The sequence below is a fragment of the Komagataeibacter rhaeticus genome (genome assembly GCF_003207855.1).
Taxonomy (GTDB): domain Bacteria; phylum Pseudomonadota; class Alphaproteobacteria; order Acetobacterales; family Acetobacteraceae; genus Komagataeibacter; species Komagataeibacter rhaeticus.
This window is the reverse complement of the sequence record NZ_NKTZ01000011.1, coordinates 45,950-72,130: the sequence shown is the minus strand read 5'-3', so window position 1 is coordinate 72,130 and position 26,181 is coordinate 45,950. Positions and strand designations below refer to the sequence as shown.

Annotated in this window: 29 protein-coding genes; 20 read left to right on the top strand and 9 right to left on the bottom strand. The window is 63.1% G+C overall.

All coding sequences use genetic code 11. The features are described from left to right. Positions 1–52 precede the first annotated feature (52 nt). Positions 53–2,077 carry an AAA family ATPase gene (locus CFR78_RS11210; RefSeq protein ID WP_034931018.1) on the top strand — a complete coding sequence of 675 codons (2,025 nt, stop codon included), beginning with the start codon at positions 53–55 and terminating at the stop codon, positions 2,075–2,077. Positions 2,078–2,192: 115 nt separating this feature from the next. On the opposite strand, the gene CFR78_RS11205 is transcribed toward CFR78_RS11210, so the two are convergent. Beyond that, complete coding sequence (locus tag CFR78_RS11205; protein ID WP_007397476.1) at positions 2,193–3,029, bottom strand: acid phosphatase; 837 nt, start codon at positions 3,027–3,029, stop codon at positions 2,193–2,195. Positions 3,030–3,185: 156 nt separating this feature from the next. Between CFR78_RS11205 and CFR78_RS11200 the strand changes: the two genes are divergently transcribed. Next, a complete protein-coding gene (locus tag CFR78_RS11200; RefSeq protein WP_007397474.1) occupies positions 3,186–3,395 on the top strand; it encodes a hypothetical protein in 210 nt (69 codons plus the stop codon). 126 nt (positions 3,396–3,521) lie between these two features. Here CFR78_RS11200 and CFR78_RS11195 read toward each other — a convergent pair whose 3' ends face one another. Then, the gene (locus CFR78_RS11195; RefSeq protein WP_034931077.1) at positions 3,522–3,860 is read right to left on the bottom strand and encodes a hypothetical protein; all 339 of its coding nucleotides are present in this window, start codon (positions 3,858–3,860) and stop codon (positions 3,522–3,524) included. 269 nt (positions 3,861–4,129) lie between these two features. On the opposite strand from CFR78_RS11195, the gene CFR78_RS11190 reads away from it, so the two are divergent. Together CFR78_RS11190 and CFR78_RS11185 are read left to right on the top strand one after the other, a co-directional pair. Continuing rightward, positions 4,130–4,669, top strand: coding sequence for a DUF1269 domain-containing protein (locus CFR78_RS11190; protein ID WP_007397470.1), 540 nt, complete (start codon positions 4,130–4,132; stop codon positions 4,667–4,669). A 150-nt stretch (positions 4,670–4,819) separates the two neighbouring features. Beyond that, complete coding sequence (locus tag CFR78_RS11185) at positions 4,820–5,881, top strand: L-dopachrome tautomerase-related protein (protein ID WP_110581130.1); 1,062 nt, start codon at positions 4,820–4,822, stop codon at positions 5,879–5,881. Between the two features lie 8 nt (positions 5,882–5,889). Here CFR78_RS11185 and petA read toward each other — a convergent pair whose 3' ends face one another. Further along, on the bottom strand, positions 5,890–6,528 hold the full coding sequence (petA, locus tag CFR78_RS11180; RefSeq protein WP_034931079.1) for a ubiquinol-cytochrome c reductase iron-sulfur subunit: 639 nt from the start codon (positions 6,526–6,528) through the stop codon (positions 5,890–5,892). An 89-nt stretch (positions 6,529–6,617) separates the two neighbouring features. On the opposite strand from petA, the gene CFR78_RS11175 reads away from it, so the two are divergent. The 3 genes from CFR78_RS11175 to CFR78_RS16020 all read left to right on the top strand — a co-directional run bounded on the left by CFR78_RS11175 (position 6,618) and on the right by CFR78_RS16020 (position 7,835). Continuing rightward, the gene (locus tag CFR78_RS11175; protein WP_371440442.1) at positions 6,618–6,824 is read left to right on the top strand and encodes a hypothetical protein; all 207 of its coding nucleotides are present in this window, start codon (positions 6,618–6,620) and stop codon (positions 6,822–6,824) included. A gap of 48 nt (positions 6,825–6,872) precedes the next feature. Beyond that, positions 6,873–7,517, top strand: a complete 645-nt coding sequence (gene grxB, locus CFR78_RS11170; protein ID WP_034931025.1) for a glutaredoxin 2 — start codon at positions 6,873–6,875, stop codon at positions 7,515–7,517. Between the two features lie 111 nt (positions 7,518–7,628). Continuing rightward, a complete protein-coding gene (locus CFR78_RS16020) occupies positions 7,629–7,835 on the top strand; it encodes a hypothetical protein (RefSeq protein WP_139064271.1) in 207 nt (68 codons plus the stop codon). Positions 7,836–8,114: 279 nt separating this feature from the next. On the opposite strand, the gene CFR78_RS11165 is transcribed toward CFR78_RS16020, so the two are convergent. The 3 genes from CFR78_RS11165 to CFR78_RS11155 all read right to left on the bottom strand — a co-directional run bounded on the left by CFR78_RS11165 (position 8,115) and on the right by CFR78_RS11155 (position 10,939). Further along, positions 8,115–8,750 (bottom strand): hypothetical protein, encoded by a 636-nt coding sequence (locus CFR78_RS11165; protein WP_034931027.1) that lies wholly within the window; start codon positions 8,748–8,750, stop codon positions 8,115–8,117. A 267-nt stretch (positions 8,751–9,017) separates the two neighbouring features. Further along, on the bottom strand, positions 9,018–10,415 hold the full coding sequence (locus tag CFR78_RS11160; RefSeq protein ID WP_034931030.1) for a cryptochrome/photolyase family protein: 1,398 nt from the start codon (positions 10,413–10,415) through the stop codon (positions 9,018–9,020). A 200-nt stretch (positions 10,416–10,615) separates the two neighbouring features. Further along, positions 10,616–10,939 carry a hypothetical protein gene (locus tag CFR78_RS11155; protein WP_034931033.1) on the bottom strand — a complete coding sequence of 108 codons (324 nt, stop codon included), beginning with the start codon at positions 10,937–10,939 and terminating at the stop codon, positions 10,616–10,618. Positions 10,940–11,177: 238 nt separating this feature from the next. Here CFR78_RS11155 and CFR78_RS11150 point away from each other — a divergent pair, with 238 nt between their 5' ends. From CFR78_RS11150 to CFR78_RS11135, 4 genes are all read left to right on the top strand, one after another. Further along, positions 11,178–11,531 carry a YidB family protein gene (locus tag CFR78_RS11150; protein ID WP_007397458.1) on the top strand — a complete coding sequence of 118 codons (354 nt, stop codon included), beginning with the start codon at positions 11,178–11,180 and terminating at the stop codon, positions 11,529–11,531. 102 nt (positions 11,532–11,633) lie between these two features. Next, a complete protein-coding gene (locus CFR78_RS11145) occupies positions 11,634–12,398 on the top strand; it encodes an SDR family NAD(P)-dependent oxidoreductase (protein ID WP_034931036.1) in 765 nt (254 codons plus the stop codon). Positions 12,399–12,429: 31 nt separating this feature from the next. Continuing rightward, the gene (locus tag CFR78_RS11140) at positions 12,430–12,744 is read left to right on the top strand and encodes an antibiotic biosynthesis monooxygenase family protein (RefSeq protein ID WP_007397455.1); all 315 of its coding nucleotides are present in this window, start codon (positions 12,430–12,432) and stop codon (positions 12,742–12,744) included. 68 nt (positions 12,745–12,812) lie between these two features. Continuing rightward, positions 12,813–14,018: an SMP-30/gluconolactonase/LRE family protein gene (locus tag CFR78_RS11135; RefSeq protein WP_034931038.1), complete on the top strand. Its 1,206-nt coding sequence runs from the start codon at positions 12,813–12,815 to the stop codon at positions 14,016–14,018. A gap of 101 nt (positions 14,019–14,119) precedes the next feature. Here CFR78_RS11135 and fumC read toward each other — a convergent pair whose 3' ends face one another. Both fumC and CFR78_RS11125 read right to left on the bottom strand, forming a co-directional pair. Continuing rightward, complete coding sequence (fumC, locus tag CFR78_RS11130) at positions 14,120–15,574, bottom strand: class II fumarate hydratase (protein ID WP_034931041.1); 1,455 nt, start codon at positions 15,572–15,574, stop codon at positions 14,120–14,122. Positions 15,575–15,693: 119 nt separating this feature from the next. After that, entirely contained in the window at positions 15,694–16,323 is a 630-nt protein-coding gene (locus tag CFR78_RS11125) for a LysE family translocator (protein ID WP_034931043.1), read from the bottom strand. Between the two features lie 177 nt (positions 16,324–16,500). On the opposite strand from CFR78_RS11125, the gene CFR78_RS16295 reads away from it, so the two are divergent. Genes CFR78_RS16295 through CFR78_RS11110 form a run of 4 tightly spaced genes read left to right on the top strand, consistent with a single transcriptional unit; the run spans position 16,501 to position 19,153 of the window. After that, complete coding sequence (locus tag CFR78_RS16295) at positions 16,501–16,641, top strand: hypothetical protein (RefSeq protein ID WP_007397450.1); 141 nt, start codon at positions 16,501–16,503, stop codon at positions 16,639–16,641. 10 nt (positions 16,642–16,651) lie between these two features. Next, positions 16,652–17,380, top strand: a complete 729-nt coding sequence (locus CFR78_RS11120) for a metal ABC transporter ATP-binding protein (RefSeq protein ID WP_007397449.1) — start codon at positions 16,652–16,654, stop codon at positions 17,378–17,380. After that, positions 17,377–18,240, top strand: coding sequence for a metal ABC transporter permease (locus CFR78_RS11115; protein ID WP_007397448.1), 864 nt, complete (start codon positions 17,377–17,379; stop codon positions 18,238–18,240). The genes CFR78_RS11120 and CFR78_RS11115 overlap by 4 nt, the downstream gene beginning before the upstream one ends. Before the next feature lie 16 nt (positions 18,241–18,256). Then, positions 18,257–19,153, top strand: coding sequence for a metal ABC transporter solute-binding protein, Zn/Mn family (locus tag CFR78_RS11110; RefSeq protein WP_034931081.1), 897 nt, complete (start codon positions 18,257–18,259; stop codon positions 19,151–19,153). On the opposite strand, the gene CFR78_RS11105 is transcribed toward CFR78_RS11110, so the two are convergent. Beyond that, positions 19,125–20,972, bottom strand: a complete 1,848-nt coding sequence (locus CFR78_RS11105; protein WP_240471406.1) for an ABC transporter ATP-binding protein/permease — start codon at positions 20,970–20,972, stop codon at positions 19,125–19,127. The two genes, CFR78_RS11110 and CFR78_RS11105, sit on opposite strands and share 29 nt — an antisense overlap. 309 nt (positions 20,973–21,281) lie before the next feature. Here CFR78_RS11105 and CFR78_RS11100 point away from each other — a divergent pair, with 309 nt between their 5' ends. The 5 genes from CFR78_RS11100 (at position 21,282) to CFR78_RS11080 (ending at position 26,113) form a co-directional block, all read left to right on the top strand. After that, positions 21,282–21,731, top strand: coding sequence for a DUF2501 domain-containing protein (locus tag CFR78_RS11100; RefSeq protein WP_034931049.1), 450 nt, complete (start codon positions 21,282–21,284; stop codon positions 21,729–21,731). Between the two features lie 492 nt (positions 21,732–22,223). Further along, positions 22,224–22,706 (top strand): flavin reductase family protein, encoded by a 483-nt coding sequence (locus CFR78_RS11095; protein ID WP_051672070.1) that lies wholly within the window; start codon positions 22,224–22,226, stop codon positions 22,704–22,706. A gap of 31 nt (positions 22,707–22,737) precedes the next feature. Further along, complete coding sequence (locus CFR78_RS11090; RefSeq protein ID WP_034931052.1) at positions 22,738–24,057, top strand: NtaA/DmoA family FMN-dependent monooxygenase; 1,320 nt, start codon at positions 22,738–22,740, stop codon at positions 24,055–24,057. Positions 24,058–24,141: 84 nt separating this feature from the next. After that, the gene (locus tag CFR78_RS11085) at positions 24,142–25,434 is read left to right on the top strand and encodes an MFS transporter (RefSeq protein ID WP_167331786.1); all 1,293 of its coding nucleotides are present in this window, start codon (positions 24,142–24,144) and stop codon (positions 25,432–25,434) included. A 241-nt stretch (positions 25,435–25,675) separates the two neighbouring features. Continuing rightward, positions 25,676–26,113: a MarR family winged helix-turn-helix transcriptional regulator gene (locus CFR78_RS11080; protein ID WP_007397439.1), complete on the top strand. Its 438-nt coding sequence runs from the start codon at positions 25,676–25,678 to the stop codon at positions 26,111–26,113. Positions 26,114–26,181: the final 68 nt, after the last annotated feature.

The following is a 26,181-nucleotide window of genomic DNA, read 5'->3' as shown; positions in this document are numbered from 1 at the left end:
AAGCAGAAGACCGGCACCCCGGCGCAGGACGGCCCCGCCCCGCTCACCGCGCGTGCGCGGTGAGACACGCCGGCTGCTGGAAATGCTGTGTATCCTGCATGGCTCGATCCATCGCGGGTCACGCGATGCGGGTGCCTTGGTGCGCTGCGTGGTGCAGGCGCAGCCCGATCTGGGCCTGCCCGACAAGGACCTGCCCGCCAGCCCCCGCCATGATGGCGAGAATCCGCCCACCGCCACGGAATGGAAGCGGCTTGGCCACGCGCTGGAGGAAGTACGCCTCCAGCACGCAAGTGACCGGGGTTATGTGGATACGTGGCTGGAGGAACTGACCCAGGCCACCGGGCTGGGCAGGGTTGCGAGCGAGGTGCTGGGCCTTGCCATGTGCTACCGGCTGAACGGCCATTTTGAACAGTTATGGGACGACCTGTGCGAAAACCGCTCGCGCGGGCCGTTCCTGTGCGAGGACATTCCGCTGCTGCACCTGCTTCTGGGACAGGAGGAGGAGGCGATCGCCACCGCACTGGCCCCCGATGGCCAGTTGCGCATGAGCGGGCTCATGACCGTGGACGAGGATGGCGACATCACCCTGCTGCCCCGGCTCATGGCGCTCATGAACCGGCGCGCGAACGTGGTGGGGGACATCCGCTCCCTGCTGCTGGGCCAGCCGCGCGATGCCACGCTGCCATGGGAAGCCTTTGCCCACCTGGGCCAGCAGGCCGAAATCGCGGCCAAACTGGTGAAGGCCGCCATCGCGCAGCACGCCACCGGCATCAACATCCTGCTGTACGGGCCACCGGGTACCGGCAAGACCGAATTCGCGGCAACACTGGCCCGTCATATCGGTGCGACCCTTTACCCCGTGGGCGAGGCCGACAGCGCGGGGGACGAGCCCTCGCGCCATGAACGCCTGGCCGACCTGCGGTGCAGCACGCGGCTTTTGCGCAACACGGATTCCATCCTGCTGTTCGATGAGGCGGAAGACCTGTTTACCGCCAGCCTGTTCGACCCGCCGCAGTCCTACAGCCGCGTGTTCTTCCACCGCCTGCTCGAACAGGGCGGCACGCCGGTCATCTGGACGGCGAATGACCTGGACACGCTTGGCCCCGCCATCGCGCGGCGCATGGCGCTGTGCATCGAGGTCCGCCAGCCCGGCATAGGGGTGCGCACCCGCCTGTGGCAGGACATGGCGCGCGAGGAAAAAGTAGCCCTGGCCGCAACCGACGCGGCCGATCTGGCCCGTGCCATTCCCGCGGCCCCCGCCATCTTCCGCAACGCGCTGCGTTCCACCCATCTGGCGGGCGGGGATTCGGCCATGGCCAGCATGATCGCAACCGGCATCGCGCGCGCCGCCGCGGGCGGGCAGATGCCCATGCCCGCGCAGCCGGACGTGACGGATTACGATTCGACACTGATCAACGCGGATTGTGACCTCAATGCGCTGACCACGCGCCTGGCCCGCCCCGGCGCGCCGCGCGCGGTATCCCTGCTGCTGTCCGGGCCACCGGGTTCGGGCAAAAGTGCCTATGCCCGCCATCTGGCGGCCCGGATGGACATGCCGGTACTGCAGAAACGTGCCTCCGACCTGCTGGACAAGTATGTGGGCCAGAGCGAGCAGCAGATCGCGGCCGCCTTTGCCGAAGCCTGCGACAGTGGTGCCTTCCTGATCATTGACGAAGCCGACAGCCTGCTGGGTGACCGCAGGGCGGCCGAACGCTCATGGGAGATCAGTCAGGTCAACGAAATGCTGACATGGATGGAACAGCATCCGCTGCCCTTTGCCTGCACCACCAACCTGGTGGAAAAACTGGACCCCGCCAGCATGCGACGCTTCCTGTTCCGTGCGCGCTTTGGCTACCTGACCGAGCAGCAGGCGGCCCATGCGTTCCACAGCTTCTTTGGCAAGGCGCCCCCCGCCGGGCTGCGCCACGTCCGTACCCTGGTACCATCGGATTTCGCGCTGGTGCTGCGCCGGGCGCGCCTGCTGGATGAAGACCCCATGCCGGACGAACTGCTGGAACGCCTGCGGGCGGAGACGGCGGGGCGGGATGGCAACCGGCGGATCGGGTTCCTGTCCTGATCCGTGCAGGATGTAAAACGTAAAGAAGTTCTTGGTGACGCTTTTTTCAAAAAGCTTTGAAGAATGCCGCCTTTTTGAAGAAATACAGCACCAAAGAACTTTTATTATTTATACATTACTGCGGTGGATGGGCGGCGGCATCCGCCTCCACCGCGCATTCGGCGGCGGGCGGGGCGGCCATGGTGGTGCGCAGGGCCGTCACTTCCGCCCGGGCCGTATCCATTTCCTGCCGGAAGCCTTCATCCTGTTCCATGGCGGAATACAGCACGCCGCCATTGAGCCAGCCCGCCGTGACATCACTCTGCCACTGCACGCCGCATACCACCCGGCTTTCACCAAATACGCGCGCGCGCTGCATGATCCATGCCGTCCGCTCGGGCAGGATATCGGACAGGATCAGCCCCGCCACCCAGCCCAGCGTGGCATGGAGCGAGGGGTAGGACGGGTCCCGTCGCAGGCTGTCACGCAGGGGTATGCATAATGGCAGTTCGGCCTCGGTAAACGGGCGGGGGCGGTTCCACAATGTTTTCTGCGCATGCACGGCAGGGTCCAGCCGGCGCTCGATGCGCGCGAACAGGCCCACCAGTTCCGGCAGCCGTTCGGGCGGCAGGGTAAAACCCGCCGCGCAGGAAAAGGCCGAGACCATATGCGCTGGCGTATCGCGGTTATCGGCCTGCGCCAGCTTCCATCGCGGCGTACCCTCCAGCGCGCGGGTGGCGGCATAAATGGAGGCATCGGCCGCGCGCTGCGCGGTGTCCGGCCCCGGCGGGGGCGGCAGGAAAACCTGGCCGTCGGGCAAGGGTGGGCCTGCCGGCACGTCCGGCGCGGCGGCATGGCGCACCGCCGTGCGGGCCGCCCCATGGTGGTGGGGATGCGCGTGGGCGGCGGCCGGCATGGCCATCATGGCACAGACAGCAAGCATGCCGGTGGGGGCGCAACGGTCAAGACGCATGGTTTTCCTGTCAGTTCACCGTGGCCGTGGCGGGGACGGCCCATAGCTGCGCATAGCATGCGCCGCGGCACGGGCAAATCCTGACAGGAAAGTCGCGGCTTCTGCCCCGCCGGGTTTTGTGGCATGCTGCCAGCAAAGCCCGGAGGCATGCAGTACATGAACCGCAGAAACCAGATATGGCCCGTCACGGTCAGCCCCGTGCGTATCGGCCTGTGTGTGATCGGGCTGACGCTGGTGGTGGTGCAGTTCATCTACGGGCTGAACATCACGCCGGACTACATGCCGGGACAGGTGATGTTCCATATCGCCATGCTTGCCCTTGGGGCAATCGTGTTCGTGGCGGGCATGTGGGGGCCGTCGCTCTAGCGGCACCCCAAACAGCCTTTTTGATGGACACATCAAACTGCAGGATACCGCCTTTTCAAAAGGCGGCATCGCGCGAGGCTTTTTGCAAGAAGCCGTGCCAAGAACGCTTTCCTGATAATGGCAGTTTTACCGCTGCCTGGAATCCGCGCCACTGCCTGCCTGCGTAATACCGGCACGGGACGGCGAATCGCCATGCGGTTCCACCGTGCGGCTCAGGCGCGCAACGCCCGCGTCATCGCCGAAGCCCTGCCCCGACACACGGCGGCGGGGAACGGGATTTTCCCGCAGTACGTTTTCCAGTGCTTCGGGGTCGGTACGCCCGGCTTCGTCAAACAGTTCATCGGCACGGGCCTGATCCCCCGCGCGTTCGGCCCGCAGCCCGGCCTCGGCCAGCCTGCGGGCGGCGCCGTGCCTGCCTGCGCCGCCATCATCGGGGCGATCATCCTTATTCATGGAACGGGGCATCGGGTTTCCTTTCCCTTCGGTCACGCGGGCATGGCATGTCGCCCTGTGGCAGATAACACATGGCTGGCATGCGGGTTCATTCCCCTGCCCGCCGCCCGGCATCAGGGCAGGCCCCATCCCGCACGGGGCGCGAAATGATCAAGACCTGCACCCCATCGGGGGCAACCATGTTCAAAAACCACCACGGAATAAGGCGTTCCTGCATGTAATATCACGATAACCTTATGCCGCTGCCACAATGGTGGCGGCCCTATCAAATGGAGTGCTCCATGTCCGATCTGATCGTTGTCGGTTTTGACAGTCCGGCCGAAGCCACGGCCGCGCTGACCGAATGCAAGAAACTGGAAAAGGAATACCTGCTGGATCTGGAAGACGCGGTTGTCGTGGTCCGGGACGCGGCAGGCAAGCTGCACCTGCAGCAGAGCGTGAACCTGGAGAAGATCGGCGCTTCCTACGGCCTGTTTTCCGGCGGGTTCTGGGGCGCGCTGGTGGGGCTTCTGTGCCTGAACCCGCTGGCCGGTTTCGTGGCGGGCAGCATCGTGGGCGCGGGGGCTGGCGCCATCGCGGGCAAGATGTCCGATTACGGGATTGATGACAATTTCATCAAATCGCTTGGTGCCACCATCCCCGCCAATTCGTCCGCGCTGTTCGTGCTGGTGCGCAAGTCACAGCCGGACAAGGTGCTGGCCGACCTGTCGCAGTTCAAGGGCCATGCCCGCGTGCTGCAGACCTCTCTCTCCCCCGAAAATGAAAGCAAGCTGCGCGCGGCCCTGGGGCAGCTGGCGGCGGCCCCTGCCCCCGCGGCCTGACACCCGCGCACCGGCCCGGCGGATGTTCCACACGCACCCGTGATGCCACGGGGACGGGAGCAGTGTTAGGGTAAGGCCATGCCAAGCCCACGCTTCCGCCGGGGCCAGTGTCGCGCCGCGCTTGCAGCGGCGGGGCTTCTGGCCTGTATCATGCCGCTGCATCCCGGCATGGCGCGCCCCACGCCGGCACTGCATGTGGCGTGGACATCGGAGCGTATCCTCAACGCCGTGGCCGTTGCGGATGACGGGCAGCGGTTCGTCTCCTTCCCCTACTGGGGCGGAGGCGGCAGCGGTGGTCCCACCGTGGCCGAGATCGATGCCGACGGCCAGCCCCACGCCTTCCCCGATGCGCGCTGGAACCACCCTGACGGGACAAGGGGCATGCTCCAGCCCTTTGTCCGGGTCAACGCCATCCGCATCGGGCCGGACGGGCTGCTGTGGGTGGTGGATTCGGGCGATGCGAATGTGGGTGGCCCGCCCAACCCCGCCAATGGCGCACCGGCCCGCCTGCTGGCCTTTGACATCACGACCGGGCAGGTCGTCCATGCCCTCTCGCTGCGCGCGGCCAGTACGCCGCACAGCTACATGGATGACATCCGCTTCCACAATGACACGATTTTCGTAACCGATGCGGGTGATCCCGCGCTGGTGGTGGTCAACCTGTCCACCGGGGCACAGCGCCGGGTGCTGGCGCATGACCGTTCCACCACCGATAAACGCCCGATGCATGCCGAAGGCAGGCTGCTGACCGTGCATGGCCAGCCCGCGCGCATCCATGCCGACCAGCTCGAGGTCTCGCCAGACGGGCGGACACTGTATTTCCAGCCCAGTTCCGGCCCGATGTGGTCAGCCCCCACGGCGGCGCTTGAAAACCCGGTCCTGCCGGCAGCCGGTCTCGCGCATGCCGTTACCCAATTCTACAATACCCCCAGCACTGGCGGGACCGCCATTGATGGTGATGGCAACCTGTATGTATCGGATGTGGACCGACTGCGTATCCTGCGCATCACGCCACAGGGCAGGGCCAGCACGCTGGTACGGGACAGGCGGCTGGTCTGGGCCGATGCCATGTGGATCGACAGCCATGGCGTGTTGTGGATTCCGGCCGTGCAGCTCAACCGGACCGCAACGTTCCAGCCCGACGGCATTTCACGCGTGCAGCTTCCGGTTGCGATCTACACCATGGACCTGCATCTCAAGCCCGTCCGCTAGGCCGCGTATCAGAGCTGGCGGATGGTCGAAAAATCAAATACCTGCCCGGCCGGGTTCTCACCCAGCCGGATGAGAGTGGGCGACGGCATGCTGTACGGCGGCACCGGCAGGTTGTAGGGCGCGGGCGCGCCGCGGAATACCCGGCCTGCCAGATCGAATTTGGAGCCATGGCAGGGACAGGCATAACCACCCGGCCACCGGCCGTCGGCCTGCCCTTCGGGTAGGGGGCGGTAAGCCGGCACGCAACCCAGATGCGTGCATACCCCCACCACCACGCCATAACGCGGTTCGATCGAACGATGCCAGTTCGCGGCATAGGGGGGCTGCTGCTGGTCTTGTGACTGGCCATCACGCAGGCGGCTGGTCAGGGCGGCATCCTGCAGGGCCGCAAGGGATTCGGGCGTGCGGTGGGTAATGAAAACCGGCTTGCCCTGCCATGTCACGACAATCTGCTGCCCCGGCGGCAGGGCCGAGACATCCACGTCTACCGGCAGATGCGCTGCCGCGCTGTCACGCGGGGCAAGACTTTGCAGGAACGGCCACAGGCAGGCCCCCGCACCGGCGGCAGCCGTGGCGGCGGTGACAAGCCCGAGGAAATTCCGGCGCCCGCCGCCGGGTGCCGATTGTGTATCCGACGCGTTTTCCATCCTGCGTTTTCTATCGTGATCACCCGCCAAAAGAAAGGGCGTACGCATCCCCGCCACCATCCCTTCGGGCGGCAGATAAAGATCCGGCTGTGCTGGCGGCCAGTCCCCGTCAGGATATGGGGGCGGGCGGGATTACCGGGAGACCCGATACGCGGCTTATCCTCGCACCGCGTCTGCCCCGGCTGCAGTTCTTCACCATCGCCCCCTTGGCGGGGCTTGTCTGCCTTGTGCCGCAGGTTACCCTTATTGGCTGGATTCCCGCCGCGATCCGATCCGTCCATGCGCTGCGCCCGTAGCAGGACCCATCGCAAGATCGCGGCCCTGTTCCGTTCCTGGAGGTCTGGATGAAACTCTATATTTACGACCACTGTCCCTTCTGCGTGAAGGCACGCATGATCTTTGGCCTCAAGCATGTGCCGGTTACGGATGTCGTGCTGCTCAATGATGATGTGGAGACTCCTACCCGCATGGTCGGGCGCAAGCTGGTGCCCATCCTGGAGCAGGACGGCCGCTTCATGGGGGAAAGCATGGATATTGTCGCCCATATCGACACGATGGATGGCAGGCCCGTGCTGACCGGGCCGACCCGGCCCGCGATCAGCCAGTGGCTGAAGGATGAACAGCGCGCCGGCATCCACCTCATGCTGCCCCGTTTCGCGGCAGCCCCCCTGCCGGAATTCGCCACCACGGCGGCACGGCTGTATTTCATCCGCAACAAGGAAGACATGATCGGCCCCTTTGGTGAAAGCCTGGCCGACACACCGGCCCTGTGCGCCAGTACCAATGCGGGACTGGCCCGTCTGGCGGGGCTGATCCAGCGGCCCGATGCGGTAAACGGCACCCTGTCGCGCGATGACATTCACCTGTTTGCCCACCTGCGCAGCCTGACCATCGTGGCCGGTCTGGACTGGCCGGAACGGGTCCGGGCATATTGCCAGCACATGGCGCAGGCAACCGGCATTCCCCTGCTGGATTCCATCGCCGCCTGACCCGCCCGGGGGCTTCCATGGCGGCCACGGCAGCATGCGGACCGGGATGGAAACTGTCAGGCCATCCCGACCGTTCTCCATCCGACGGCCCACGCAGGCAGGGAACCCGCCATGTCAACATCAACCGACATCCTGCGGCATTCCGTATGCCGTTCCATCCTTTCACCATTCGAATCATGGGTACGCCGGTCATTACGGGAGCGGTTCACCATGGTGAGCAATGAAAACCTGCCACCGGAAATCCTGCTGCAGTTCGAGGATGCGCATGAGGCCGGCCAGGGGCCGCCTGCCCAGCAGGCCCGCACGGCCAGGGGATAGGGAGCGGAAAAATGAACAGACCGGTCAGGTGTGGATTTTTTTTCTGGACTCAACCCGAGTCCAGTCGATAACAGCACAGGCCGAAGCGCACAGGCGGCCAAGAGAATCCTTCTGATGGCGGGAAATAGCCATTTATTGTCTCTTTACCGCAACACCAGACCAGAGTCGCAAGCCTGAATCCGGTGTGGATACCTGTGGATAAGTCTGTTGGTCCTTTGGCATTCAGGCTCTGCGCGCGCAGAGTCCTCCCTTTTTCGTGACATATCCGTGAACGCCCGTTCAGCCGGGAAGGCTGAGCGTAACGGTCTCACGTTCATCCGCCTGCCATTCCCGGCGCAGGACCGGCCTGTCCAGCCCCGGAACCTGCACGGCCCTGTCAATCCGCCACGGATTGCCGTCCAGCCTGACCGCCACCCATCCATGGGGCAGTTCATATTCCGGCACCAGGCCCACCAGGGTCATATCCGTCATGGGATCGTAATGGGCAAACTGTAACGCACAGCCCTGAAAGACAAGCTGCACGGGCGCATGGGCCTGCCTGGGGCGGCTCAGGTTGACCAGCAGGGTCCCGGACAGATTCTCCGCCGCGCTGAAGACCAGGCTCCCGCCCTGGTTGCGGATATCAACCGGCAGCATGGTCACTGTATCGGATGCGGTGGGATGGATGACAACCGTGCCGCCATCAAGGCTGAAGAATCCCTGGTTCCATTCATGCAGTTCATGCAGGCGCAGGCTCAGCCATGCCCCGGCCCGGACAACAAGCGGTTGCAGGCGCAGGGGATCATGATGGAAACCGGACCGGCGATACTGGATGATGGCCTGCCGTATCATATCCACATCAAAATGGCCGGCGGTAAAGGACAGGCATCCCTCCTCATACGAAACCGCTGCTGCCGAACCATATTGCCTGCCCATGAAATGATGCCCTCTGATTCGATATGCGTGTCTTCCATGTGGGAAATCTGGTCCTGATCACGCGGGTTTTCAAAAAACGGTATAGACACAATATATTTTATTAGGGAAACACAAGAAAAAATGTCAAAATTCCGGAATTAAATTTTATGCCCAGATTTTTTAATTCAAATTCATGTATTTTTATTACCATTTTACTCTGGGTATTTCAGGTATCCATAAATTCACAAAACAGGACATAGCCGGTATGGAATAGAGAAAACATAATCCTTACAGTGTTTTCCATGCCGCCAGGGCGCGTGCGCGCCCATCTGCCAGATCCACCACGGGGGCGGGATAACCCCGATGGACGTGGGGAAACTTCCAGGGCGTATGGACCGCCCTGCCCGCCAGATGGGCAATTTCCGGCACCCAGCGGCGCACGTAATCACCCTCGGGATCAAATTTCTCCCCCTGCAGGACCGGGTTGAATATACGGAAATAGGGCGCGGCATCCAGTCCACATCCGGCAACCCATTGCCAGTTGAACGGATTGCTGGCCCCGTCGGCATCGACCAGCGTATCGGCAAACCACCGCTCGCCCGCGCGCCAGTCAAGCAGAAGGTGCTTGGTCAGGAAAGAGGCGACGATCATCCGCACCCGGTTATGCATCCAGCCCGTGTGCCATAGCTCACGCATTCCCGCATCGACAATGGGGTAGCCCGTCCGCCCCTGCTGCCATGCCCGCAGCCCGGCCGGGTCGGTGCGCCAGGGCATGCGGTCATATTCGGGCCGCAGGCTGCGCGTTGCCATGTCGGGACAGTCGAACAGGGTGGCATGCGCGAAATCCCGCCACCCCACCTCACTGAGAAAACACATCCCGTCCGCGTCCACGTCTCCCTGCGCTTCCACCGCATGCCAGATCTGCCGGGGGGAAATATGGCCAAAACGCAGACAGGGCGACAGCCCCGATGTGGCGGGCCGGGCAGGCAGGTCACGCAGCCGGGCATATCCCGGCAGGCGTGTCGCCATGAAGGTGGCCAGTCGTGCATGCGCCGCCTGCTCACCAGGTTGCCATGTGTCACGCAATCCCTGCGCCCAGTCCGGGCGGGTGGGTTGCAGCTCCAGCGCGGACAGGCTGACCAGACCGTCCTCCACGGCGGGAGGAAGGGCGGCAAAACCCAGCGCGGCCGGCACCGGCAGGGGCGGCAGCGGGGCGCCCGTGGCGCGGACCGCCCGCCACCAGGGGGTATAGACCCGAAACGGCGCGCCCTGCCGGGTCCGCACCTGCCATGGTTCATGCAGCATGTTGCCCCGATGGCTGCGGGCCTGCACGCCCATGTCCTTCAGCGCCAGCTTGATCCGTGCATCCACCTGCCGGGCTGCCCCACCGTAGCGGCGGTTCCACACAACCGCTCCCGCCCCGGCCTGACGGGCCAGCCGCAGCACGCACTGCCATGCCGGCCCCGCCATGATGCACAACCGGCCACCGCGTGCGCGCAGGTCATCCTCCAGCGCGGTCAGGGCACCATGAAGCCACCACCGCGCGGCGCTGCCCGGTGCAAGGGCGGGATCATGCACATACAGGCATATGACCGGTCCCGATGCGGCCGCATCGGACAGGGCCGGATTATCCGCCAGGCGCAGGTCATCACGAAACCACATGATGGTCGGGGCACTCTGGGACATGGATGCTTTTTCCGGTGCGGCTTGCGGACGGGGACGGATGCCCCTGTGTGGGACACAAACCCCCTGCCGTCAAATGGCGACCGCAGCCGGACTGCCGATGGCCGTTGCGAAGCGGTCGTCGGCTGAATTCATCCGATGCAATCCCGATGAAAGGTTACGCTGCCGTCCCTTTTCAAAAAGGTGGCGTCCGCAACCGGCCCTCAATGCATGGTGGCGGGGGGTGAAGGCGCAGGCTGCTCCCCAACCCGCGCGGGGGGCGTGGCGGGGGGCGGTGCGTCATCCTCGAACATCGCGCGGCATCGGGGGGAAAGCCGGTCCCGCTTGCTTTCCAGACAGGCCGACATCAGCCGTTCATTGGGAATATCGAGAAAGCACAGCCGGAAGACATCCTCCTTGCATGCCCTGGTCTGGTCTTCCCGCTCGCCGGCATGCGCGGGCAGGCCCAGCAGCAGGAGAATGACAAAAGGGGCGGTCCAGGTCAGGCCATGCGCTCCATAACGCCGGACGGCGGGCATGCGGTGCATCCTGCTCTCCTTGGTAAGGTTAGGGAGGGTTTTGTTATATCATCCCAGCGCATTGCAGTTTGCCTGCCGAGTCAAGTCACATCCCCGCAGCGCAGCCATCCCGCGCGGGGCACGCACCACCACGGCAGGGGTTCCGCCGGAAATGCGCCGCATCCTTCATAAATCCGTGATGCCACGAACCCCGTTCCCGTCACGTTGCCCCCGCATACCTGAACACGGAACCGAAGGAGCACGCATAATGACCACCATCACGGACAGGATCGGGAATGCCGCGAACAAGGTTGCCGATACGCTGACAGGCGCGCGCAACGATACCTCCGGCCTGATGAGTGCCGTCATTGCCTATATGGGCGATGCCGGCAGCCCGGGCCGGCGCGAGGTGCATGAACGCGCCCGCCATGCCGGGCTGGAAGCCCGCCTGAACGCATGGGAAAACCACACCGGCAGCGAACCGGCCGATGAGGAGACGGTGCGCAAACTGTTCCCCGCACCCGTCATCACCCGCTTCGCTGATGAAACGGGTCAGTCCCACAACGCGACGATCAAGGCACTGGCGGACCTGCTGCCCCACCTGTCGCGACTGGATGGCTGATATACGCCCCGTGCCTGCGGGCAGGACTGTTTCCTGTTTGCAGGCGGACGGGGGGGTCTATGATCAGTCCATCCGGTACGACACAGCAGGCAGGACAGGCCCATGAACAGCAATCCCCCCACCCCCCCGACGCAGGCGCCCGGCGTCGTGATCGTGACGGGAGGCAGCCGGGGCATTGGCCACGCCATAAGCACCCTGCTTGCGCGGCGCGGCCATGGCGTTGCCATCAATTACGCCAGCACCGCCGCCCCGGCCGAGGAACTGGCCCATGCCATTACGCAGGCGGGCGGCCGGGCGCTGGCCATCCGGGCCGACATGGCGCAACCCGATGAAATCCGCACCCTGTTCGACCGCGCGGCCGAACTGGGCACGCTGACGGGTCTGGTCAACAATGCCGGCATTACCGGCACCAGGGTGCGGATTGACGAACAGACGGCCCAGACCCTCGATACCCTGTTCAACATCAACATCCGCGCCCCCATGCTGGCGGCGGGCGAGGCGGTGCGCCGCATGTCCACCCGCCATGGCGGCAGCGGCGGCGCGATCGTGAACCTGTCCTCCGTCGCGGCCCGTCTGGGCGGCCTGCCGGGGCTTGTGCCCTATGCCGCGACCAAGGCGGCGATCGAAACCTTTACCCGCGGCCTTGCCAATGAGGTCGCGCGTGAAGGCATACGCGTCAACGCCGTCGCCCCCGGCCTGACCGCGACCGACATGGTCCCGCCAGAAACCGCGAAACTGGCCGAAACCGTGGTACCCATGGGCCGCGTGGGCCATGTGGACGAAATTGCGCAGGCGGTGGCGTTTCTCCTTTCGCCCGCCTCATCCTATATGACGGGAAGCGTGATGACGGTGTCCGGCGGCCGCTAGCCGCATGCACCCCAACAGGAGAATCGATCCCATGTACATCGCCATGAACCGTTTCCGTATCCCGCCTGAAAACGAGCAGGAATTCCGTGAACGCTGGCTGGGACGCGAGGTGCACCTGCGCACCGTGCCCGGTTTTGTCAGCTTCCAGTTCCTCAAGGGGCCGCAGCATGAGGAGTATATCCTGTATGCGTCCCATACCGTATGGGAATCCTATGAAGCCTTCCTGGGCTGGACCCAGTCCGAACAGTTCCGCGCCGCCCACGCCCATGCGGGCAACCGCAAGCCGCTGATGGCCGGGCCGCCGGTATTCGAGGGATTCGAAGTGCTGCAGAACATCGAGAACTGAGTCCATGCGGCCCCGGCACCATCCGGGGCCTGTCATGCATCCCCAGCCCGGACCGGAGAAAATACCCCATGCCGCCAGCCACCCGCCCGCCCGCCGTTTCCCGCCGCAGCCTGCTTGCGGGGGGACTGGCGGCAGGCGGGTTGTGGGCCACGACAACCCGCGCGGCGGCGGTCGATGGTCTGGCCCAGCCCGCAACCGTCATTTCCAGCCCGCCCCGGCAATGGGGGCCGGATGCCCCGATCAGCCCGCTACCGGACCCGGACATCCTGGTGCTTGACCCCGGCTTCGGCAACCTGGCTTACGCCAATGCCAATATCAGACTGGCATGGCGCGGTGGTGGCTGGCTGGAAGGGCCTGCGTGGAACAGCGAGGGCCGTTTCCTGCTGCTGAGTGACACGATCCGCGCCGTCCAGTACCGCTATCTGTGGGAAAATGGCGCGATCTCGATCTTCCAGCCCTATTCCTACAACAGCAACGGCAACATATTCGACAATGAAGGCCGACTGGTCAGTTGCGAGCACGGGCTACGCCGCGTGGTGCGCCGGGAACATGACGGCTCATGCCGCGTGCTGGCCGACAGCTATGGCGGCGCGCCCCTGAACTCCCCCAACGACCTGGCGGTCCACCCCGATGGCAGCATCTGGTTCACCGATCCCGGTTATGGCGACACGATTGTCGAAGGCCACCCCGATGCCCCCGGCGGCCCCGCCAACCGCAACGGCGTGGAACGCTGGGCACTGGATGGCGAGGTGGTGACCCAGTTCGGCGGCCACAGGCGGCAGGAGGACCATGTATTTCGCGTTGATCCCGCCACGGGTGAGGTGCGCGCCATCCTGACCCAGAAGCAGTTGGCGGACCCAAACGGGATTGCGTTCTCACCGGATGGAAAGATCGTTTACGTCATTTCCGCAGGGCCGGGACCGGGGCAGGACGGCCATGGCGGCGACCTGCACATCCACGCAGGCGACGTGGTGGGCAGTGAACTGCGCAACCTGCGCCCCTTTGCCGACATGATGCTGAATGGCCACCAGTTGATTGCCGATGGCATGCGCGTGGACGTGTTTGGCAACCTGTGGTGCGGGGCGGGTGGCCCGCTGGGGCTGTGCGGGGTTGTGGTCTATAACCCGCAGGGCCGCATGATCGGGCGCATCCGCCTGCCACGCGGGGTGTCGAACCTGACATTCGGCGGCCCCAAGCGTGACATGCTGTTCATGTGCGCGGGCGATGCGCTGTTTACCCTGCAGGTGAACACGCAGGGCGCTGCGCCTTCTTGAAAGATAAACGTTTCAGGGTGCCGCCTTTTCTCAAAAAGGCGGCATTCTTCAAAGCTTTTTGAAAAAAAGCTTCACCAGAAATTTTTAGCTGTTTTGCTAATTCATGCGCCGCCTACGCCCTTGCCCACCATGTCCAGCGGGCGGACAAGACGGTCGAAGGTGGCACCATCCACAAAGCCCGAGGCAAGGGCCGCTTCGCGCAGGCTGATATCATGCTCCATGGCCTGGTGGGCAATGGCGGAGGCACGGTCATAGCCGATTTCGGGGCTGAGCGCGGTGACCAGCATGACCGACCCCGCCACGTAAGCATCAATGCGCTTGCGGTTGAGTGTGGTGCCTTCCACCGAAAATACACGGAAGTTATGGCAGCCATCGGCCAGGATACGGATGGCATGCAGCACGTTGGCCACAATGACCGGGCGCATCACGTTCAGGTCAAGCTGCCCCTGGCTGCCCGCAAACGCCACCGTCGTATCATTGCCCAGTACCTGCGTGCAGATCATCACCATGGCCTCGCACTGGGTCGGGTTGACCTTGCCGGGCATGATGGAGGAACCGGGTTCGTTTTCAGGCAGGTGCAACTCGCCCAGCCCGCAGCGGGGACCACAGCCAAGCAGGCGCATGTCATTGGCGATCTTGAGCAGGCTGACCGCCACCCCGCGCAGCCCGGCAGAAGCGCGGACCATGGCATCCAGCCCGCCAAGGGCCGCGAATTTGTTGGGTGCCGTCACGAATGGCCTGTCGGTCAGTTCGGCAATACGCCTTGCAATGGCACGGCTGAAACCCGGCGGCGCGTTCAGCCCGGTGCCCACCGCCGTGCCACCGGCGGCCAGTTGCAACAGGCCGGGGCGCGCGGCCTCCACCGCTTCCAGCGCATCTTCAAGCTGCTGCGCCCAGCCTGACCATTCCTGCCCCACGGTCAGCGGCACCGCATCCTGCAGGTGGGTACGGCCGATCTTGACCACCTGCATCCATTCCTCCGCCTTGCTGCGCAGGCTTTCGATCAGTTCGCGCACGCGCGGCAGCAGGCGACCATCAATTTCCAGTAATGTTGCGACATGCATGGCAGTAGGGAACGAGTCATTGCTGGACTGGCCCATGTTCACGTCATCATTGGGATGGACCGGGCTTTTGGACCCGATCACGCCACCCAGAAGCTGGATGGCACGGTTGGCGATCACCTCGTTCACGTTCATGTTCGTCTGGGTGCCTGATCCGGTCTGCCAGACAAAAAGCGGGAATTCGGAATCCAGCCTGCCCGCAATCACCTCGTCCGCCACGCGGCTTATCGCGTCGGCCTTCCATTGCGGCAGGCGGCCATCGGCCGCGTTGACCTGGGCCGCCGCCTTTTTCACGATACCGTAGGCATGGCAGACCTCGATGGGCATATGGTCGCGGCCAATGGAAAAATGCACAAGGCTGCGCTGCGTCTGGGCCCCCCAGTAATGACTGGCGGGGACATCGATCTCCCCCATCGAATCCTTCTCGCGCCGCGTACCCGTGGCATCAAGGCCGATGGGGCAGTCCTTCAGGGTGGGGGTGGCCGGTTCGGTCATGGTGGCGTTCCTTCCTTTTGTATCAAGGGGAATATGGGAACACCACCGGGCTTTCGCGCCCCCGGCCGCCATCACAAGCGGGTGCGCGGGGCGCGTGAAGCGGGGACCAGCGGCAGCCGCTATACACGCGCCATCAGCAGCATGCCGCCAAATCCCATGAACACGGCGCCGCTCACCAGTGCGAATATCTTCTGGACGCGCGGGGTGCGCAGCCAGGTGGACAGGACCCGGCCCCCGGTGGCGTAAAGCGCGTACCAGAACGCCTCCACCCCCGCAAAGGTACCGATCAGCAGCCCGTATTGCGGCATGCGCGCCGCCATGGGGTTGACGAACTGCGGGATGAAGGCCGCCGCGAACAGCAGCAGCTTGGGATTGCTGATCCCGGTCAGGAATCCGTCACGGAACAGATCGCGCGTGCTGGCACCCGGCAGTCCGGGCGTATTGTCCGTGCCCGCATGCCCGGCATTGCGCGCCATCCAGACCCGTACCCCCAGAAACACCAGATAGGCCGCCCCGACCACGCGCAGCATGGCAAACAGCCCGGGCGACGCAGCCAGCACCCCCGCCATGCCCCCCAGCGACGCGGCAACCACCAACACGATGGCCAGCATGCACCCGGCCATAACCGCCACGCTGCATGTCACCCCATGGCGCACGCTGACCGACATGACATGCATCATGTTCGGCCCCGGCATGGCCGAGAGCACGAACGCGGTTGCCGCGAACAAAAACCATGTATGAAACGCCACTGGCCTGCCGTGCCCCTGTTTTCCGTAATGCCTGCCGTCACCGCCATGCGTGGCTGGCCATGCCGTCCTCACTTGACGGTAGGCAGGCCGTTGGTATACACGAGTGTTATATTATAACATTTTGAGCAACCCATGCCCCCGCCCGCCCACGCCCCGGCCCATGGCCCACGGACAGACATGCACGCGCCGACATCCCATGCCACCGCGCCCCTGCCACTGACATGGATGGCGCGCGCGTGGTGGCAGCGGCTGGCGTGCATCGCCCTGCCCTGTGCCCTGATGTGGGGGCTGGTGGGCTGGGCGGTGGCACTGCCATGACCATCCGTTCGTGATACAGGGCACGATCGGGCTGGACAATGCCGGCGTGGTGCTGAATGGCGCACCCGTCTGGCAGCATGTAACGGGGCATTTTGCCGCAGGCAGCATGACAGCCATAGCGGGCGCCAACGGGGCGGGCAAGTCCACGCTGCTGCGCGCCATACTGGGTGAAGTGCCACTGGCCGCGGGCACGATCACGCTTGATGGCCTGCACCCGCGGGATTTTGGCTACCTGCCACAGGCACGCAAGATCGACCGCGCCTTCCCCATCAGCGTGGCGGACATGGTGCTGGGGGGCGCATGGCACCGCATGGGCGCCTTTGGCGGGGCGACGCGCGCGCTGCGCCAGCGCGCGGCCGACGCGCTGGACCGTGTCAAGCTGGGCCAGCAGGCCGGCCGCATGATCGATGCCCTTTCGGCGGGGCAGTTCCAGCGCCTGCTCTTCGCCCGCCTGCTCATGACCGATGCCCGCGTCATGATGCTGGATGAACCGTTTACCGCCCTTGATGCCCCCACCACCCAGGACCTGCTGGGGCTGGTATGCGAATGGCATGAACAGGGGCGCACCATCATTGCCGTACTGCATGACATGCACCAGATCCGCCGCTGCTTCCCCCATGTCGTCCTGCTCTCCGGCGGGCGGGCGGTCTGGGGCGAGACCGCCCGCATCCTGACCCCCGCCACCCTGCGGCAGGCCTATGACGGCATGCAGCCCCGCTGGCCGGATACGGATGCATGAGCGGCCTGTTTTCAGTCCTGTGGGGCCCGTTCGCCGATTTCGGCTTCATGCGCCGGGCCCTTGTGGCCTGCGTGACCCTGGGCATGGGGGCGGGGCCGGTTGGCGTGATGCTGCAGCTGCGCCGCATGAGCCTGATCGGCGATGCGATGAGCCATGCCATCCTGCCCGGCGCCGCGATCGGCTTCCTGCTGGCCGGTGGCCTGTCGCTGACCGCCATGGGGCTGGGTGGCATCGGGGCGGGGCTGGGGGTGGCGCTGCTGGCGGGACTGGTCAGCAGGCGCACCCATCTGGCGGAGGACGCCAGCTTTGCCAGCTTCTACCTGACCTCACTGGCGCTGGGGGTACTGATCGTCTCGGCACGGGGGTCGAACATCGACCTTTTGCATGTGCTGTTCGGCACCATCCTGGCCATTGATGGCCCGGCACTGTACCTGATGGGAGGCATCACCACGCTCAGCCTGGGCCTGCTGGCCGTGATCTGGCGGCCACTGGTGATGGAATGCGTCGATCCCGGCTTCATGCGCATGAGTGGCGCACGCGGCGGGCTGTACCACATGGTGTTCCTGTTTCTGGTGGTCATCAATCTGGTGGCGGGATTCGAGGCGCTGGGCACGCTCATGTCGGTTGGCATGATGATGGTGCCCGCCGCCACCGCGCGGCTGTGGACACGCCGCCTGCTGCCCATGATGGCACTGTCCGCGCTTGTGGGCATGGGGGCGGGACTGGTGGGGCTGCTGGTTTCCTACCATTGCCATCTGGCGGCGGGGCCGTCGATCATCCTGACATGCAGTGTGCTGTATATCCTCTCCCTGCTTGCCTCTCCCGCCGGTATCCGGGCCGGGAACAGCCTGTCCCTTTAAGGAAAATCCGACCATGCTGCGCCACCTGTCCTGTCTGCTGGGTGTTTGGGGTGTCCTGTCCATCCTGCCCGCGCACGCCGCCCCCCCGCCGCATGTGGTGCGCGCGGTGGCCAGCTTTACCGTCCTGGCCGATGTCGTGGCGCATGTGGGGGGGACGCATGTAAGCGTGACCTCGCTGGTGCCACCCGATGGCGACCCGCATGAATTCGAACCCGCCCCCAATGACGCGCGCGTGCTGCGGCAGGCGGATATCGTGTTCATGAGTGGCGAGGGGCTGGAAAGCTGGTTTGGCCGCCTGGCGCATGCGGCAGGCTACCGGGGCACGCCTGTCATCGTATCAGACGGGATCAGCCTCTATACCCCGCCGGGCAACCGGCAGGAAGAAGCGGACCCGCATGTATGGAACAACGTGACCAACGTGATCGTATGGGCCGACAACATCCGTGACGCCCTGATCGCCATCGACCCGGCGGACGCGGACAGCTTCCGCACGTCGGCTGCGGCCTATGTCAGCCAGCTTGAGGCACTTGACCGCGATATCCGCGCGCGCATCAGCGCCATCCCCGCCAGCCGGCGGCGCATCCTGACCAGCCATGACGCCTTTGGTTATTTTGGCCGCGCCTACGGGGTCACGTTCCTGGCCCCGCAGGGGCTTTCAACCGAGACGGAAGCCTCGGCCGGCGACATGGCCAGCCTGATCACACAGATCCGTGCCAATGGTGTCACCACCTATTTCATGGAAAACGCGACCGATCCCCGCATGGTCCGGCAGGTGGCGCATGCGACCGGGGCGGCACCGGGAGGCGAACTGTATGCCGAAGCGCTGTCCCCCCCCACCGGCCCCGCACCGGACTACATCACGATGATGCGCCACAACACCGATCTCATGCTTGCGGCAATGCGTCCGCACTGACCGCCGCCCCGTCCGGGGCGGCCACGGCAAAGGGGGTCAGGTCAATGCGCCCGGCATGCATGTCCACCACCGACTGCCGGTGCGTGATCGAGACCACCGTCATGCCCGGGCAGTCCTGCCGCAGCAGGGTGTAAAGGGCCGACTCCGACGCCGCATCGAGACTGGATGTGGATTCGTCCAGAAAGACCCAGCCCGGTCGCGCCAGCAGGATGCGTGCAAAGGCCAGGCGCTGGAGTTCACCCGGCGAGAGGATCTGCCCCCATGGTTCCTCGTTCTCCATGCGCGGCACCAGCGCCTCCAGCCCGACCTGCCGCAGCGCCCGGGCCACATCTGCCGCCGGGTAGGCGTCCACGCCCTCCGGGTAGGTTACGGCGCGATGCAGCGTACCGGTGGGCACGTAGGGGCGCTGGGGGATAAACATCATCGGCGCGTCGGGCATGGTGATGCTGCCCGTGGCAAAGGGCCAGATTCCCGCCAGCACGCGGAACAGGGTGGACTTGCCGGTGCCCGAAGGCCCGGTCACCACCGTCATCTGCCCATGCGGCAGGGTCAGGTTCACACCGCGCAGCAACGGCGTGCCATCGGGACGGAACACATCCAGCCCGTCTGCCACCATGTCGGCCCCGGCGGGGGCAGGCAGTACCTTCACTTCATCACGCATGGCGCGCGCACGGTCCATCACACGCTGGAAGGTGGCCAGACGCGCCACCTCCGCATGCCATGTGGTCAGCGACGCATAGGAAGTGGACAGCCAGCTCAGCGCCCCCTGCACGCGCGAGAACGCCATGACCAGCTGCATGAGGGTGCCGAAGCTCATCTTGCCCGCAAAATAGCGGATGGAGCCGATCAGCAGGGCAAAGTTGCCCGAAACCACCTCCAGCCCCGTGGTCAGCAGCCCCAGCCACTTGGTCCGCCGCATGATGGAGAGAAAATTGTGGTAGACAACCGAAAAAGAACGGTCCAGTCCGGCCTGCTCCTCACCCTCGCCACGGTACAGCGCGATGCCTTCGGCATTGTTGCGGACATGAACAAGGCTGTAGCGGAAATCGGCCTCGGCGCGCTGCTGGAAGAACTGCAGCCCCGCCAGCCTGCGCCCCGCAAGGTGCGTGACCCACGTCGCCACGACGGAATAGATCAGCGCCGCCCAGAAGAAATAGCCCGGTATCGAAATGCCCATCACCTCCAGCGGGCCGGACAGCGCCCACAGCAGCCCGATATAGCTGAACAGGGTCACGATGTTGGTAATGAGGTTGATGAACTGCGTCAGCGTATCGGTTACGAAACTGTTCAGGTCCTCCTGTATGCGCTGGTCGGGGTTGTCGGTCCCGGCTTCCATGCCCGACGTGGTGATGGCGATGCGGAAGAAGGTCTGGTTTTCCATCCACTGCCGGGTCATGCGCGCGGTCAGCCACCGCCGCCAGCGCAGGCCCAGCAGCTGCTGCAGGTAGGTTGCGTAGATGGAGCACATGACGGCCGGAATGGTAATGACAAAGAAGCCCAGCACGAACCCTTCGTCATTATGTACATACCAGAACAGCCCGCGCAGGAAGGTGGTCGCATCATGCTGCTGCAGGGCGGTATAATATACATTGCGCGAAAAGGACTGGAGCAGGTCCAGTCCCACCATGGAAAAGGTCAGGACCAGTACGGCGGCCAGCAGCCCCCAGGCCCATTTCCTGTCCTCGGACACGAAATAGGGGCGGGTAAGGTACCAGACGTCTTTCAGAAGAAGGCGCAGATGCTGCATGTCAATCCCGTGCAGTGGGTTGGGGGTGAAGTCCCAGCATTCCCACGAAGTGGGGCCGGACTCAATCATCATTGCGCACCATCGCCACACAGGCGGCCCGCAGCGGGGTGCCCGGTGCATCTCACGACTTCTTGACGTACCGGAACGCCCTGCCCGCCGTGCCGGGCCGGCTGGCCCGAAACCGGCGCTACCCGCTGATAACAGGGCCTCATGACCATCCGCACCCGACGAAAGCCGACGGGATATATCGAAAAGCCGAATGCCTGTCATATCAGACACAGGGGTACAGAGCCGGGGCATCGTGGCTATGTTTGACACATAGATTCACAAAAGGGGTGGGTACGGCCCGCCTCTGGATGAACAATGCAAGGAAGAATGAATATGGTGTCGTTCAGTCGCGTCCTGTCCGCCGGTGCCGTTGCAACCCTGCTGGCAACAGCACCGCTTGCGGCCCATGCCGCCGAGATTTCGCCGCCCACGGGTGCCGGCGTTGCCAATCAGGTCGAGCAGATCGCCCCCGGCTCCCTTTCGGCCGAGACGGTCTATTCCGCCGTGGCCTCTGCCAAGCCGGCCGATCTGGGCGGGATCATGAACTACTGCATCCAGTCCAACTACCTGACCGCATCCGAGGCATGGCCGATACTCGCGGCATTCAACAAGAAGACGAATGACGTGCCCTCCAACCAGAAGGGCAACATGTCCTATGCCGATGGCTCCACCGGCCTGCTGAAGGTGGGCGGCAAGCAGCCCATCTCGCTGGAAGATGCATCGACCGACATCCGCAGGCAGGCCTGTGCGAAGGTCGAGGCACGGGCGAAGTCCATGCTCTGACCGGCCTGCCATCCCATCGGCCTGAAAACGCCCCGCCAGTACTGCTGGCGGGGTTTTTTCATGTCCGGTCCCTGCCCCACGCGGGCCGCGCCATAGGCATCCCGACCCGTTCGTCACGTCGTGCGCCGCATGGTGCCATCATGGCCGTGGGCGCGTGGTCCGCAACTTCATGTGCCGAACTGCGCCCTGCCGGGTGCCAGACCCGCCCCGTGCATCGTCCCTTCCGGCTGCATGGCGGCATGCCTGCCCGTGGTCTGCGCGCCACACGATACTGTAAGCCGGCACCGGATGATTATTTTTGTTGCGATTTCGTAATTCAGTGCATACGCTACATATGATGTGGATATTCAGGAAAAACCGGCTCATCAACCCCTGAATCTTAAATCGATTCCGGACAAGAAACATAATTCAGCTATGAAACAAGGCTGGAATACACGTGAAACAGCAACCAGAAATAGTGCATACATTATAAATGACAGGGAACTGTCCATAATGGACAAATCATTCAGGGAAGCAATGTCACGGCTGGCCTCCGGCGTGTGCATTGTCGCGACAGATGGCGTGGCAGGCCGCGCAGGCGCCACCCTTACATCCGTTACGTCAGTCACGGATTCACCCGGGACGGTACTCCTCTGCCTGAACAGGAACAGCATGTCGCTGCCTGCCATCCTCGGCAACGGGGTCCTGTCCATAAACATACTGGCACAGACGCACAGGCCCATTTCGGACTGCTTTGCAAGCCCCATCAGGCATGAAGAAAAATTCCGCAACGGCATATGGACGTTCAGTACAGGGCGCTGCCCCGCACTGGAAGGGAGCCTTGCGACCCTTCAGTGTTCCATTGCCTCATCCGTTGAATCCGGCAGTCATACGGTCATGTTCTGCACCGTCAATGAAATTGACCTGCATGATGCCCCCGCACAGCCCCTGATATATTTCTCACGGGGTTATGTAAATAATCAGCCACAGACATGAAATATATACCGCACCGCAAGGATACATCGACATGAAAAAGAAGATGCACCTGTTTGCCTATCTCAAAACAGGCCCGACATCCCTGCATCCGGGCGGATGGCGGCATCCAGAAGCAACGGTACAGGATATCTTCTCGCCATCACGCTACCAGTCCATTGCCCAGACCCTGGAAGATGCCTGCTTTGACGGCTGCTTCTTTGCCGACCTTCAGGGTCTTTATGACGTTCATGGCGGAAGTTTCGAATCATATATCAAATATGGCGGTCAGATCAGCTATCTCGACCCGATGACCGTACTGCCGATCATGGCGGCCACGACGCGCCATCTCGGGCTGGGCGCCACGCTGTCCACCACACTCCTTCCCGCCTACCAGATTGCCCGCAGCCTGCTCTCCCTTGACCTGCTGAGCGGCGGGCGCGTGGCATGGAACATCGTGACATCGGCCACGACACTCGAGGCCCAGAATTTCGGGATTGATGTCCTCCCCGACAAGAACCAGCGCTACGACATGGCTGATGAGGTCGTGGAGGCCTGCATGGCGCTGTGGAACAGCTGGGACCGCGACCCGTTCGAGATGGACAAGGAAAACGGCATCTTTGCCGACCCTGACAAGGTGCATTACGCAAACTACAGGGGCCGGTTCATCAAGACACGCGGCCCACTCTCGATCCCGCGCAGCAGTCAGGACCATCCCGTACTGATGCAGGCGGGATCTTCCCCGCGCGGGGTTGAATTCGGGGCCAGATGGGCGGAGCTGATCTTCGCCATCCCGGCCGCCAAGGATATCGCCCGGAAGAATTACGACACACTGAAAGCCGCCATGGTAGCCCGGGGACGGGCACCAGAGGACTGCGCCGTGGCAATGCAGGCCACCTGCATAGTAGGCGAGACGGACAGTATCGCACGCGAAAAGGCCGCGTTCGTGAATCAGCTGGCACGCCATGAACTGACACGGGCAACCCTTTCAGCCAATTCGGGCATTGATGTCAGCAGGATTGGCAGCACGACCGGCCCGGTGGAAGGTCCGGCAGGAAACCAGGGCATGCATGCCGCCATCAATGAAGTCAGCCAGATGGCACGCAGCGGCATGCTTATGGACAATACAAAACAGCCCTCGGCCTACCTGCCAAAGCAGATTGTCGGCTCACCCACCACGGTTGCGGATGCCCTGGAGGATCTTTTTGTCAGTGGCTGCTGCGACGGCTTTGTCCTGACGCCTGTCACATTCCCCGGCAGCCACGAAGCCTTTGCGCGCAGCGTGGTGCCGGAACTGCAAAGGCGCGGCCTGTTCCGGACACGTTATGAAGGCACGACGTTGAGAGAAAATCTGGGAACCCGCCCGGGGTGGTGAATGACATGGGCGTTGGCAGGGACCTGTTCCGGCACCAACGCCTTTATTTCAGATTATCTGCGCGTACGGAACGGGAATGGCCGCATGATGGTTACCACACACAAGAACACCACGCCTACGCGCTCCGAATGTCTCATGTATGGTCTGGGGGATTTCCTGCCCAATACGGCATTTGGCCTGACAGGGTCCTATCTTATCCATTTTTATGAAAACATGGCCCGCTTTGATTCGGGCAGCATAGCAGTCATACTGATTACCGCCAGAATAACGCAGGCTTTTATTGACATACTGGTTGGTATTATTGTTGACCGTGCATTATCCAGGGCACAGCCGTTAAAGCGGTTCATGACCTGTGCCCTGGGTCCCTTTGTCGTCTGCCTGTTCCTGTGCTTCCTGCCTGGACCATCGGGCCATTTCATAGCCGTGCTCAGTGCCGGCCTGTTCTATATCGCGGTTTCAGTTACCTCGTCTTTTTTCATCATTCCGTACAGTCTTCTTGGCAATGCGATAACACATGACCGCGGCAGACGGCTTCTGCTTGTCTCGGCGCGAATGGCAGGCGCCATGTCGGCCACAATGGTTCTTGGCATCGTCATGTCGTTTGGCGGCCGCCTGAGCAATATGGCCGGTATGGGCAATTCCTATATCATAGGCGTATCGATCATGTGCATGCTGGGATTTGTCTTCTGCATGCTGACCATTCTGTCATGCAGGGAACGGGTTCCCTTTCAGGTTGCGCATACCGATATGAAGACCGTCGTCATGCAGGTCTGCAACAACAGGGAATGGATCGTGTCCACATCCATCATTTCCCTGTTCTACATCAATCTGGCTGTCTCCCTGGGACTGTGTATATATTATTGTACGGATGTAATTCACAAAACGCCTTATATTGCAGGAATCCTTCTTTCATTACTTGGATTTGGCAAGTTTCTTGGTGTCTGCCTTTCGCCGCTGCTCTCACGGCAGCTGGGATGGAAAAACACGCTATATTTCGGATATGTTACATTTGCCACGTTCAACTGTGTCTTCGGCATGGTCGGTTTCAGTGACTGGCTGCTCTATGGCACATTTTTCATATCCGCCCTTGCCCAGGGCCTGGTCCTGCCGGTCATGTACACAATCCTGGCCCAGTCCCTGGATGACAGTGCATGGACCCTGAGCTGTCCCGCCACGGCACTGGCCGTGAATTCTTTCTGTTCGCGCATTTCCTGGGCCCTGGGCGGCCTGCTGGTCACGGCCCTTCTGTCGTTGCATCATATGCAGTACAATAGGGAACTGCCCGTTACTTTCGGCTTTGTGCTCGTACCTGCGCTGGTTGCCCTGCTTTCCATAGTGTCCGTGCGCTCATTCCCATGGGAGAAAGTGCGGTATTGATCCGGATGACGTTAAGATAAGGGAAATGACTTTCTTCCCGCCCGGCGCATCACATGCCAGAAACGCCTTTACAGGGCCGCCCGACACGTCTTATTCCAACGGCGGTAACCTTCCACCCCGGTCGGCCCCTGCACAATGGCAGGGATACCACCCCGGCAGACCGGACCCGGCGTAAAACTGATATTACCGGATGCGCTCTATACGCTATGCAATATCGGATAACTTTATGAAGTGAAACACTATGGTCGATATTGTGGACTATGATCTGGACAGGCAGATTGGCTATCTTCTCCGGCGCGCCTATCAACGGCATACAACCATTTTCCAGCATGAAATTCCCGATGACCGGCTGACATCGGCCCAGTTCGCCACCATGATCACCATTCACCGCCTGGAAGCCGCACCACTTGTGCAGATCAGCGCCATGGCTGGAATCGATCATGCCACCTTGCGTGACATCGTGACCCGCCTGCGCAAACGGGGGCTGCTTGACGTCATTCAGGACCGTCAGGACCGGAGACAGCGTATCGTCTCGCTTACGGCAGAAGGACGCATGCTGGTTGAAAATACGATTCCCAGTGCAATCGAGGTCACGGAACGCACATTGGCCCCGCTGGATATGTGTGAACGGGTCGCCGCACTGCATATTCTAAGCAAGCTTGCATTCTCGGAAGAATAGGAAAAATCCGCCATGAAATGACCCGCGTGAGGCAGCGGGGCAAAACGTATCAGAATCATCATAATTCC

Excerpts from the sequence above, each read along its gene's own strand:
- CFR78_RS11205 (WP_007397476.1), bottom strand. The coding sequence starts at position 3,029 with ATGCGTCTTGACCGTTGCGCCCCCACCGGCATGCTTGCTGTCTGTGCC.
- CFR78_RS11200 (WP_007397474.1), top strand. The coding sequence starts at position 3,186 with ATGAACCGCAGAAACCAGATATGGCCCGTCACGGTCAGCCCCGTGCGT.
- CFR78_RS11195 (WP_034931077.1), bottom strand. The coding sequence starts at position 3,860 with ATGCCCCGTTCCATGAATAAGGATGATCGCCCCGATGATGGCGGCGCA.
- CFR78_RS11190 (WP_007397470.1), top strand. The coding sequence starts at position 4,130 with ATGTCCGATCTGATCGTTGTCGGTTTTGACAGTCCGGCCGAAGCCACG.
- CFR78_RS11185 (WP_110581130.1), top strand. The coding sequence starts at position 4,820 with ATGCCGCTGCATCCCGGCATGGCGCGCCCCACGCCGGCACTGCATGTG.
- petA (WP_034931079.1), bottom strand. The coding sequence starts at position 6,528 with ATGGAAAACGCGTCGGATACACAATCGGCACCCGGCGGCGGGCGCCGG.
- grxB (WP_034931025.1), top strand. The coding sequence starts at position 6,873 with ATGAAACTCTATATTTACGACCACTGTCCCTTCTGCGTGAAGGCACGC.
- CFR78_RS16020 (WP_139064271.1), top strand. The coding sequence starts at position 7,629 with ATGTCAACATCAACCGACATCCTGCGGCATTCCGTATGCCGTTCCATC.
- CFR78_RS11165 (WP_034931027.1), bottom strand. The coding sequence starts at position 8,750 with ATGGGCAGGCAATATGGTTCGGCAGCAGCGGTTTCGTATGAGGAGGGA.
- CFR78_RS11160 (WP_034931030.1), bottom strand. The coding sequence starts at position 10,415 with ATGTCCCAGAGTGCCCCGACCATCATGTGGTTTCGTGATGACCTGCGC.
- CFR78_RS11155 (WP_034931033.1), bottom strand. The coding sequence starts at position 10,939 with ATGCACCGCATGCCCGCCGTCCGGCGTTATGGAGCGCATGGCCTGACC.
- CFR78_RS11150 (WP_007397458.1), top strand. The coding sequence starts at position 11,178 with ATGACCACCATCACGGACAGGATCGGGAATGCCGCGAACAAGGTTGCC.
- CFR78_RS11145 (WP_034931036.1), top strand. The coding sequence starts at position 11,634 with ATGAACAGCAATCCCCCCACCCCCCCGACGCAGGCGCCCGGCGTCGTG.
- CFR78_RS11140 (WP_007397455.1), top strand. The coding sequence starts at position 12,430 with ATGTACATCGCCATGAACCGTTTCCGTATCCCGCCTGAAAACGAGCAG.
- CFR78_RS11135 (WP_034931038.1), top strand. The coding sequence starts at position 12,813 with ATGCCGCCAGCCACCCGCCCGCCCGCCGTTTCCCGCCGCAGCCTGCTT.
- fumC (WP_034931041.1), bottom strand. The coding sequence starts at position 15,574 with ATGACCGAACCGGCCACCCCCACCCTGAAGGACTGCCCCATCGGCCTT.
- CFR78_RS16295 (WP_007397450.1), top strand. The coding sequence starts at position 16,501 with ATGCACGCGCCGACATCCCATGCCACCGCGCCCCTGCCACTGACATGG.
- CFR78_RS11115 (WP_007397448.1), top strand. The coding sequence starts at position 17,377 with ATGAGCGGCCTGTTTTCAGTCCTGTGGGGCCCGTTCGCCGATTTCGGC.
- CFR78_RS11105 (WP_240471406.1), bottom strand. The coding sequence starts at position 20,972 with ATGATGATTGAGTCCGGCCCCACTTCGTGGGAATGCTGGGACTTCACC.
- CFR78_RS11100 (WP_034931049.1), top strand. The coding sequence starts at position 21,282 with ATGGTGTCGTTCAGTCGCGTCCTGTCCGCCGGTGCCGTTGCAACCCTG.
- CFR78_RS11095 (WP_051672070.1), top strand. The coding sequence starts at position 22,224 with ATGGACAAATCATTCAGGGAAGCAATGTCACGGCTGGCCTCCGGCGTG.
- CFR78_RS11090 (WP_034931052.1), top strand. The coding sequence starts at position 22,738 with ATGAAAAAGAAGATGCACCTGTTTGCCTATCTCAAAACAGGCCCGACA.
- CFR78_RS11085 (WP_167331786.1), top strand. The coding sequence starts at position 24,142 with ATGATGGTTACCACACACAAGAACACCACGCCTACGCGCTCCGAATGT.
- CFR78_RS11080 (WP_007397439.1), top strand. The coding sequence starts at position 25,676 with ATGGTCGATATTGTGGACTATGATCTGGACAGGCAGATTGGCTATCTT.